This is a genomic window from Acinetobacter sp. GN11 (genome assembly GCF_054823985.1).
The window spans coordinates 1-9248 of the sequence record NZ_JRVL01000060.1; the positions used below are offsets into that span (position 1 = coordinate 1).

Genomic DNA, 9248 nt, shown 5'->3' on the forward strand with positions numbered 1-9248 from the left:
TTTAAACCGTAGTGAGATGAAATCTTCTCTAACAATCTAAAGATTGATATGCAACATTAGTCCATTACTATCAAAATTATATGGAAGCCCCTATAGGAACAAAATTGGGTATTAATAATAAATTGATTTGCGTAGTTGTATTTGCCCTTCTTACAGGATGTCAGCAGCAAGAAGCGAACGAAAATGCAAGTGCGGTGAAACTCCCTGTTTATCAGTTTAATGGTGTTTCTGCTTCAGCGCGCTTAAAAGGAATATTGCAGCTAAAACAGGAGTGCCTTTATGTAAACGATATTCTCATTATTTTTCCGGAACACACAGCTCAGTGGGATTCAGAAAAAGAAACTTTAAGTTATAAAGGCAAGCATATAGCTTTAGGCAGCGAATTAGATATTGCTGGAGGGGGTGGTCATTTTGAGCAAGACAATCTACGCATTAAACATTTAAGCCCAATGTGTGATCATCAGAATATCTGGTTTGCTGGATAACCTAAAGCGTAGGGTTCGAATTCAATTTTCTCCCCCAATCTCTAGGTCTTAAACTGAACGATTCAACTCACTATCAGATTTATATATTTTTCTAACAGGTAACCAGAAATAAATATAAATTAAGAGAAGAACCCAACCCAACAATACATCTCCAATTAAATGTGGAGATTCATGTGTCATCACCAAACCCATAACAAACATTGCACCGAAATGAGCAATATTTGCAATCATGGTAAATTCAAAAAATAGATAGTTTTTTAGAGGCTCATTGGCGGCTTTTAATAGAAACCAGCCCCATACAATATAGATGGCTGAGATCATCAACTCGTAAAGTTCACCGCCACCATGCAACTCCCCCCAGCGAACTAATCGAACCAAAAATTTACCCCATTCGAACTGAAGTAAAATTGCAGGAATATTTAAAAAGATAAGAAGCGCTGCGCCGACAAAAAATAGTAGAAAGCTAATTCCCGTAAATTTTGCGGCTAGGCTAAATCTCGATATTTTTATCTTATGGTCTGTCGACATCACTTATATCCTCATTGATATAAACTTTAATTTATAATTTTAAGAAGCACGTAATCGACGAGTTTTGAAAATACCCAGTCCCTTATCTTTAATATCCAAAATAAAAGATTTGAGTCCATTTTCATTTGGAATTGGCAAGCGCCCTCGCCCTAATCTATGCATTTGACGTGTATACCAAGTGATTTCCAACGCACCCAAGTTATCAATAAACTTAATACCCGTAGTTAAAGGTTTAACTTGGTTTATGGTTTCAAGCCCACTTAATAAACGTTTTGATGCCAACGGTTCAATTGCGAAAATTCGTCCAAGACCCACAAAATCCAGATCGTTATTTGATAAAGCACTTTCGATTCCTTGCAGACTTCTAAAACCGCCAGTCACCATTAAGGGAACTTTACTTTGTTCACGGACTTTTTTAGCAAAGTCTAAAAAGTAGGCTTCACGAGAGATTGTGGAATCTTTAGGGTTACCCAACTGCATAATCGGTTTTTCATAGGTTCCGCCAGAAATCTCGATTAAGTCAATTCCCACTTCATCTAGTGCTTGAATGGTTGCCAGTGATTCTTCTTCGGTAAAACCGCCTCTTTGAAAATCGGCTGAGTTCAATTTAATGCTTACAGGATAGTCAGCCCCGACTCGATTTCGAATTTCCTTATACACCTCAAGGACAAATCTACGTCGATTTTCGATAGTTCCGCCCCACTGATCTGAACGGCGGTTATGATGTGGCGAAAGAAACTGACTAATTAAATAACCATGGGCACCATGCAACTGGACACCAGAGAACCCTGCTTTCTTGGCAATCTCTGCAGTAGTTGCATAACGTTGAATCAGGTCTTCAATTTCGTCCTGAGTTAACTCTCGCGGTGTAGCAAAAACTGCGGCCATTTTCGGGCCGAACGGCACAGCTGACGGTGAAACTGTTTCTTGATTTAATCCACGAATTGCTTGTTTACCCGGATGGTTTATTTGCATCCAGACGTCACTGCCACCAGATTTAGCAACTTCAACCCACTCTTTAATTAAGGCAAAATCTTTTTCGTCTTCAATAATGACATTGCCCGGCTCACCAATTGCTCTAGAGTCAATCATCACGTTACCCGTGATCAAAACCCCAGCTCCAGATTGCGACCACGTTCGGTATAGTTGAATCAGCTCTTTGCTCGGTCGCCCATCTGTATGAGCCAACCCTTCACTTAAAGCCGATTTAATAATTCTGTTCTTGAGTGTAAACCCATCTTTTAAAACAAAGGGTGATGCCAGTTTTAATTCGTTTTTCATCTTAGACCTCCAGCTTTATTTTTTATGCAGTGAGCTTTTGAATATAATTACGAATAGGGATTGCGATTAAATCAGGATGACTCGCAATTCCCCAATGACCCGCATGAATATCAGTACGTGTAAAAGATGAATTTACCCATCTGTCTTGTTTATCTACGATGTGTTGAGGCACAAAGTGATCTTTAGTCATCGATAAAACATGTACAGGTACCGAGGTATAACGCTTTTTAGAGTTCATTAATGGCTTAAATAGATTCAATCGATAGAAACCTAACCCACGTACGGCATTTTTGAGTTGATTAGGATGTGGTCTAACTTTCTTACCTTCGAGTTGTGAAACCACTTGTGGCCATATTTTTGATAAGCCCAAATACCAGCTTAGCTCTGGAATAATTGGAATATTGAAAAACAACATATAACTCGAAGAAATCATTTGCTTGATAGCAGCAAACTGTCTCGCCAGCTCTTTACTGTTCAGATTTTCTTTAAACCACATACCAGCATGATCAATGCTAGGCGCTAAAGCCGTATAACTTTTGATATATGGTTTTAGCTTATCATCCAAAATCGCTTCCCAACCTTGGAGAGCACCAAGATCATGGCCAATCAAATGAACAGGCTGCTGAGAACTCGTTTGCTCAATAACTGCTTTTAAATCAGAAATGAGATAGTCCATGTGATAACCCGCTTCGGATAACGGAGCCCCAGATAAACCTGTACCTCTTACATCGTAAGTCACAATATGAAAATCTGACTTCAGTAATGAAGCCAGTTCATCCCAAATCTGTGCTTCATCAGGATAACCATGAATAAACACCAGTGTTTCACGATTGTCTGCCGCTGTACCCCACTCATATATTGATAGTGTGACATCAGCTGACTGAATATATCTTTGTTGTTTTTCAATATTCGTATTCATATTAGCTCACCAATCCTTTTTGCATTTCTTCATAAAGTTTGACTGCTGGTGATCGGTTTATATAATCCAATGCAAGCTCAGTTGAACCTTCATAGTAAGGATGATACGAAGGTTTAAAGAAGTTTTTAGCCGTAGTCATAAACCAGACAGGACTTGGTACTAATTCTTGAGAACTTGCTTTAAACCATTGTTGCCAAAAACCAAAGCGAGCTAAGCTTTGTTGAGATTCAGGTAAACTACGATCTACTGCTGCAAGCTCCTGCGTGCCTTTAACCATTAAATAAGTAAAAATGGGTGCCACCATACTCATGATTGCAGCACGTAATGCATAGTTACCGCCTAAGTGCTCAAATAAATCGAAAGCAACCGTTCGGTGCTCAACTTCTTCGGCACAGTGCCAAGTAAATAGATCACTTACTGCTGGATCACAGCCTTTTTCTTCCCAGTGTGCTTTCGTCAAAGCATATTGGCCTAATGCACACGTATAATGTTCAGCAGCAGCAACAATGCCTACACGAAACAATAACCAAGACTTTTGCATACGCTTTGGTAGAACTTTTCCAAACGGCTTATCTGCAAGCATGTAATCAAAGAGTTCAATTACGCGTTCGTATTGTTTTTCAATATCAACGCCATAACGCTGAATATATTTTTCGATAGATTCTTTGTGCGCTTGAGCATGAATCGCTTCTTGGCGGATAAAAGTTTCTACATCTTTTTTTAATTTTTCATCGGTTACAAAAGGCAATGCCTTATTAAAAATACGGCAGAAAAAGTACTCTCCTCGCACAAGTGTAAAACTGAAATGGTTTACAGCATGACTTCCCATTGGAGATTGTGGCATCCAGTGGAGTGGTGATTCATTCCAATCAAAAGCAACACGACGTGGAAATAAAGGCCATAAAGTTTTAGAAGCCATATCTTTGAATGTGTTTGGGTACATGTTCTTTTTCTCGTCCTCAAGATATCTATACACTAAGTTCTAAAATAGAACTTGTTAATATCATTAAAGGACAATTCCGATGTCAGAACGGTCAAGAACTCATAATTAACGTTTTAAAATAAGGGTTAACGTAAACATTTTCAGAGTGAAAAAAGTTAAAAAAGCTCCCATTTGAGAGCTTTTAAAAATAGTTGAGAACACTGTGATTTATAGCTAAAAACTTAACTTGGATTAATCTCTGTGGTTAATCTTTGCAAATCATGACCCGATGGCGCTTGGTAAACACGTAAACCAAATTCGGGAAGAATCGCAATTAGGTGGTCAAAAATATCTGACTGAATTGCTTCATAAGAAACCCACGCAATCGTATTGGTAAATGCATAAATTTCTAAAGGCAAACCTTGGCTAGTCGGCTGTAATTGACGAACCATAATGGTTTGATTTTGGGCAATGCCCTTGTGTTGGCGCAAATAAAATTCAACATAGGCTCTAAATGTTCCGATATTGGTTAAACGGCGCTTGTTATAACGAGATTGATTGCTTAAATGCTTATTGAACTCTTCAATTTCAGAATTCTTTGCATCGAGATATTGGTCTAATAATAAAAATTCTTTGAGCTTTTGTTGCTCTTCGTCACTCATGAAATGAACACTGCTTTGATCAAGAAAGAGTGAACGCTTCATTCGACGGCAGCCCGAATTGCTCATGCCTCGCCAATTTTTAAACGTATCGGTAACGAGTTTATTGGTTGGAATGGTGGTATAGGTTTTATCAAAATTTTGCACAGTGACCGTATGCAGCGAGATATCAATTACATCACCATCTGCATTAAGCGACGGCATCTCAATCCAGTCTCCAATCCGCACCATGTCATAAGAGGCAATTTGTACACTCGCCACTAAAGACAAAATAGTGTTTTGGAAAACCAGCATTAATACCGCTGCCATCGCACCGAAACCTGCCAGTAACGTGAACACATCCTTTTTAAGGAATGTTCCCAAAATCATCAGGCCACACACAACAAACAAAATGAGTTTAACCAGTTGTAAGTAGCCTTTAATTGGCTTGTTTCTAGACTTCGGATTACGCTGATAAATAAGATTGAAGATATTTAACAGCTCGCTGACTGTAAGCGCGAGTGTAAGAAAGATAAATGCTTGTGCCCCCATTTCTACAAAAGAAATGAACTTTGGAGTTAAATGAGGAACCGTTGCAATACCGTTCATAATCACAACAGCAGGAACAATATTTGCAAATTTCTTTATGACGCTATGCTGGGCAAAAATAGATTTATTGGGTGATTTTAGTTTGGTCACCAAGTGGCGAACGCCCCGAACAATAATGCGTTTAGCAATAAAATTTGCTAGTGCTGCAAATAAAATCAAAATGGTGAGTGAAACCAACATTTCTAGCCAAGGATAATGGCTTAACTGAACCCTAATATCGCGGAAAAAACTTAAAAAATCCAAACCTATACACCTTAAAACTTTATTTTCTAGAATTTTAAGGGCTAAAACACTTGATAATAAGACTTGTTTACATATGTAGGCATAAATACAACAACTAAGTTATATACCCTGCTATTTATCTCATTATTTTTGATGCTTAACACTAATGTCTTATCTGCTTATGTTTTAGATCACGTACATCAACTAGATCGAACAAATCTGTTCATTTAGAATAATCCATTAAACGAATAATTCTGGTTTTAGTGAGTGAAATTTTCTGATTTTTTGACTTTTATTGGAGTGGTCTGGTTCAGCTTATTCTTTGTCTATATTGCTTGGTCCTTTTTTCTTAAAAGTCTGGTTCATAAGTTTTTAATTTATAAACGAGGAATCATTACCTCGGCCGAGGTTGTATATTTTCAGGACTCATTAGCTAAGGTGCAATATCTCCCGTTATGTTATCTAAAATTGAAATTTCAAACTGAGCAAGGCCAAATCATTACTGAAAACCTTAAGGTGCTTATTGCTAAACAAAATCACGATCAATATAAGGTCGGTAGCATCATCAAAATTAAATATGACCCTAAAAATTTAAAGAATATTTCGATATTGGGAGAAGTCATGGTTTAAGTGATTAGAGATTATTTAAAAAGTACGATAAACCCTGCGGTGCCCGTCCGTTTAAGCGACTACTCGTTGTCACTCGAACCAGATTACTCCAAGTAATATTGCAACAATGCTTGATCAATTTTTTGATTAAAGACACATCTTCATGGCATGAAATAGGCTCAAAGCCACCTACCAAAAGATAAACCTCTGCACTAAAACTTAAATTTGCCCCATGAATATGCGCGTGATCCATCTGATCTTTATAATGCGCTAAATATTTTTGCCGTTTCATTATAGAGAGATGACTAAAATCATCGAGCGTTACAGTACCGCAAATTGCATCTGTAGGTTGGTGCTGGATTTGATAGCGCAGCCAATCAGGACTGACCACCGTATCTGCATCTGTACATGCAATCCATGTCACGCCACGCCCAATTAAATGGCGAATTCCTAAATCTCGTGCTTGCCCAACACATGCGTAGTTACATTCAATCCAATTGATTTGATGGCTTTGTACAATCAACCGCGACTGATCTGTACAGTTATCCAGTACCACAATCACCTCTACGTCATAACCGCTAATGTTATCTATAGCGACCTGAATAGATTGCAAACAGGCAGATAGATAGTGCTCTTCGTTATGCGCTGGAATGACGATACCTATTTTCATCTTAATTTTTCCTGCTGTGCTAAAGAGGAAGTGTTCGCCGTCCATAGATCAATCATAAAATCTGGATCGTTTAAGCTGAGATAGTGATGAAATGGAAAATGTTGCTGAAAGCCTTGATGGACTTGTTCTGCATTTAATTCAAAATCTTGAATTTCATGACGCCAATGACAACACAGAATCTCGCCATCGTCATTTAAACTATGTTTTAACTTTTCAATAAACTGCTGTAATTCATCAGCCGATAAGTAATAGGCCATCTCACTAATTAAAATGAGATCGAATTTTTGAATTGAGTAGTCTTCAGGTATTTTTCTATTTTCAACAACCACATGCTCAAATTCTTTTAAGCGCTCGGATGCTAAACGAACAGCATTCTCAGAGACGTCTATACACAGCAATTGCTCGGCTCTTTGCGCCAAATGAAAACTTAAATGTCCATTTGAACAGCCCACTTCTAACACTTTCGAGTAACGAGGCCTTGTCAGCAGCGCGAGACAAATTTGTCTTTTACGATCTTCATACCAATGAGAGTCATAGCCCCACGGATCACTGTTATGACGATATAAATCTTCAAAGTACGTGCGAGAATGAATCACTCAAATAAACCTCATAAGGCATTAAAAGACGTTTAATCGCACTTGAAGAAAGAACCGCAGCATTGCCCGTGGTTTCATCTGCTTCAAGTTGGGTTTTAAACTGCAAAATTGCTTGATGTTTTTTAGTTAGCTGTTCTTCGGTTAAGCGGTAGGCTTTTGCTCGGTACCAATCAATTCGTGAGTCTAAAGGTTTTGCCCAATGCCAAGCCCAAATTAATACGTGTAAACATAGAAGTTGCTTAGCGTTTGCATAAGCTTGTACGGTTTTACCTACTGCTTCATGGTCTGGGTGGCCATCAAAGGCATAGCTACAAATTAGAATATCGTCGGCTTGAACTATCTGCTCTAAACTCTGCCACAGTTGATCGGTTTGCAAATGAATCTGACCATCTAACAAATTAAGCTCTATATGCTCGGTTGACTCTGCTACCCCTAAACACTTTAAGGCAGCCAAGCTTTCTTGCGGACGAAGAATGTTGAGCTGATCTGGAGGATATTTTGTAGAGTTAGGATGGCTTTGGGTGCCGTTACTCACCGCTAAAATGAGGATCTTACAATTCAGCGCAATGAGTTGCTGCATTAAGCCGCCGCAACCAAGCACCTCATCATCAGGATGTGGAGCGACAATCACCACCCTTTTAGAGCGAAACAACTCAAGATCTAAAGCAGCTAAAGGTTGTTGTTGAAATGCATTTAACCATTGCTCTTTGGACGTACCCTCACCAAAAATAATGCGGTCTTCGACCAAAGGATGTTTTAAAGTTCCCATAGGCTTTGGTCCGATAAACAGAGTTCTGTAATTTGCTGGTAGTCAAAAGCAGCATGACTTTGTCTGATAAACACAGGCAAATCAGCCATGAGCCGTGCAAAAGTAGCATCTTCACAAAAAGGACGAGCACCTAACGCCTTCCCGACTCGCTCAACCACACTCAGACAGCATTGTTCTGTTTGGGCACGTAATATTCGTATTTCCCGCTCATGATTTAGCATAGGTTTGCTGTCAATCAGTTCAGCAACATATTTAAAATATTGCTTAGTAATTTCTAATTGATGAGCGACCTCGCCTAAATATAATTTTTTAAAAGGATTTGGACTAACCTGACAACTTTCTTGTAAAAAACCCGCTAAACCAACGGCGGCTCCATACCAACAAGCCGCAACACCCGCTGCGCCATGCCAAAAACCTGAGCGCTTTAAATAACTATTCGGATGACCAATCAATTTAACAGGTGTATTTTCAAAACTTACTCTTGCAGTCTGTGTCGCATCCATCCCGACGGCATGCCAGTGGCTTAAGTCCGTGCTAATGGAGGAATAACTCAAGTCGACAATACAAAGCTGAGCCTGCCCTTGCTGATTTTTAAAACTCATTAAAACTTTTTGAATAAACTCTGCACCAGAGCACCAAGGCTTTACGCCCTTACACAGGTTATCTTTTACCTGCAATGGAGCTGGTCCACCGTCTGCTGCCCAAACTGCCCAAAGCTGGTCATCTATTTCTTGCTGATAACCCAACTCATATAAAATGCTTACGGCATCGCAATGTGACTCAAAAAGCTTCGCCAAACTTAAATCGACTCCAGCAATCTGAGCAAAAAGTTGCCAGCGCTGATAAGTCTGACCCGAAGCTGGATGAGGTAAATTTTTGGCTAAACTTACCAATTGAGAGAGTAAATCTATACGAAGCTTACTTTTATCTTCAGCTAAGGCAGATTCAAATTCACTCAAGATACTTAATATCGTCACATTTATAGGTATTTTAATATTCA

11 protein-coding genes are annotated in these 9248 nt (G+C 38.9%); 2 read left to right on the top strand and 9 right to left on the bottom strand.

The genetic code is table 11. The annotated features are described in order from the left end of the window. Positions 1-80: 80 nt before the first annotated feature. On the top strand, positions 81-485 hold the full coding sequence (locus NL42_RS07730; RefSeq protein WP_461312331.1) for a hypothetical protein: 405 nt from the start codon (positions 81-83) through the stop codon (positions 483-485). Positions 486-533: 48 nt separating this feature from the next. Here the strand turns inward: NL42_RS07730 and NL42_RS07735 are convergent, their stop codons facing one another. The 5 genes from NL42_RS07735 to NL42_RS07755 all read right to left on the bottom strand — a co-directional run bounded on the left by NL42_RS07735 (position 534) and on the right by NL42_RS07755 (position 5625). Continuing rightward, the gene (locus tag NL42_RS07735) at positions 534-1013 is read right to left on the bottom strand and encodes a DUF6632 domain-containing protein (RefSeq protein ID WP_461312332.1); all 480 of its coding nucleotides are present in this window, start codon (positions 1011-1013) and stop codon (positions 534-536) included. A gap of 39 nt (positions 1014-1052) precedes the next feature. Continuing rightward, positions 1053-2294, bottom strand: a complete 1242-nt coding sequence (locus NL42_RS07740; RefSeq protein ID WP_461312333.1) for an NADH:flavin oxidoreductase/NADH oxidase family protein — start codon at positions 2292-2294, stop codon at positions 1053-1055. Positions 2295-2316: 22 nt separating this feature from the next. Further along, on the bottom strand, positions 2317-3213 hold the full coding sequence (locus NL42_RS07745; RefSeq protein ID WP_461312334.1) for an alpha/beta fold hydrolase: 897 nt from the start codon (positions 3211-3213) through the stop codon (positions 2317-2319). Position 3214: 1 nt separating this feature from the next. Next, on the bottom strand, positions 3215-4156 hold the full coding sequence (locus NL42_RS07750; RefSeq protein ID WP_461312335.1) for a metal-dependent hydrolase: 942 nt from the start codon (positions 4154-4156) through the stop codon (positions 3215-3217). A gap of 221 nt (positions 4157-4377) precedes the next feature. Further along, positions 4378-5625: a mechanosensitive ion channel family protein gene (locus tag NL42_RS07755; RefSeq protein WP_461312336.1), complete on the bottom strand. Its 1248-nt coding sequence runs from the start codon at positions 5623-5625 to the stop codon at positions 4378-4380. A gap of 246 nt (positions 5626-5871) precedes the next feature. On the opposite strand from NL42_RS07755, the gene NL42_RS07760 reads away from it, so the two are divergent. Beyond that, on the top strand, positions 5872-6234 hold the full coding sequence (locus NL42_RS07760) for a DUF3592 domain-containing protein (protein ID WP_461312337.1): 363 nt from the start codon (positions 5872-5874) through the stop codon (positions 6232-6234). A 4-nt stretch (positions 6235-6238) separates the two neighbouring features. On the opposite strand, the gene NL42_RS07765 is transcribed toward NL42_RS07760, so the two are convergent. Genes NL42_RS07765 through NL42_RS07780 form a run of 4 tightly spaced genes read right to left on the bottom strand, consistent with a single transcriptional unit; the run spans position 6239 to position 9210 of the window. Next, positions 6239-6883 (bottom strand): glycosyltransferase family 2 protein, encoded by a 645-nt coding sequence (locus NL42_RS07765; RefSeq protein WP_461312338.1) that lies wholly within the window; start codon positions 6881-6883, stop codon positions 6239-6241. Beyond that, positions 6880-7479, bottom strand: a complete 600-nt coding sequence (locus NL42_RS07770) for a class I SAM-dependent methyltransferase (RefSeq protein WP_461312339.1) — start codon at positions 7477-7479, stop codon at positions 6880-6882. The genes NL42_RS07765 and NL42_RS07770 overlap by 4 nt, the downstream gene beginning before the upstream one ends. Beyond that, positions 7454-8248 carry a PIG-L deacetylase family protein gene (locus tag NL42_RS07775; protein WP_461312340.1) on the bottom strand — a complete coding sequence of 265 codons (795 nt, stop codon included), beginning with the start codon at positions 8246-8248 and terminating at the stop codon, positions 7454-7456. Before NL42_RS07775 ends, NL42_RS07770 begins: the two co-directional genes overlap by 26 nt. Then, entirely contained in the window at positions 8236-9210 is a 975-nt protein-coding gene (locus tag NL42_RS07780) for an acyl-CoA dehydrogenase (protein ID WP_461312341.1), read from the bottom strand. Before NL42_RS07780 ends, NL42_RS07775 begins: the two co-directional genes overlap by 13 nt. Positions 9211-9248: the final 38 nt, after the last annotated feature.

Excerpts from the sequence above, each read along its gene's own strand:
- NL42_RS07765 (WP_461312338.1), bottom strand. The coding sequence starts at position 6,883 with ATGAAAATAGGTATCGTCATTCCAGCGCATAACGAAGAGCACTATCTA.
- NL42_RS07735 (WP_461312332.1), bottom strand. The coding sequence starts at position 1,013 with ATGTCGACAGACCATAAGATAAAAATATCGAGATTTAGCCTAGCCGCA.
- NL42_RS07775 (WP_461312340.1), bottom strand. The coding sequence starts at position 8,248 with ATGGGAACTTTAAAACATCCTTTGGTCGAAGACCGCATTATTTTTGGT.
- NL42_RS07750 (WP_461312335.1), bottom strand. The coding sequence starts at position 4,156 with ATGTACCCAAACACATTCAAAGATATGGCTTCTAAAACTTTATGGCCT.
- NL42_RS07730 (WP_461312331.1), top strand. The coding sequence starts at position 81 with ATGGAAGCCCCTATAGGAACAAAATTGGGTATTAATAATAAATTGATT.
- NL42_RS07745 (WP_461312334.1), bottom strand. The coding sequence starts at position 3,213 with ATGAATACGAATATTGAAAAACAACAAAGATATATTCAGTCAGCTGAT.
- NL42_RS07740 (WP_461312333.1), bottom strand. The coding sequence starts at position 2,294 with ATGAAAAACGAATTAAAACTGGCATCACCCTTTGTTTTAAAAGATGGG.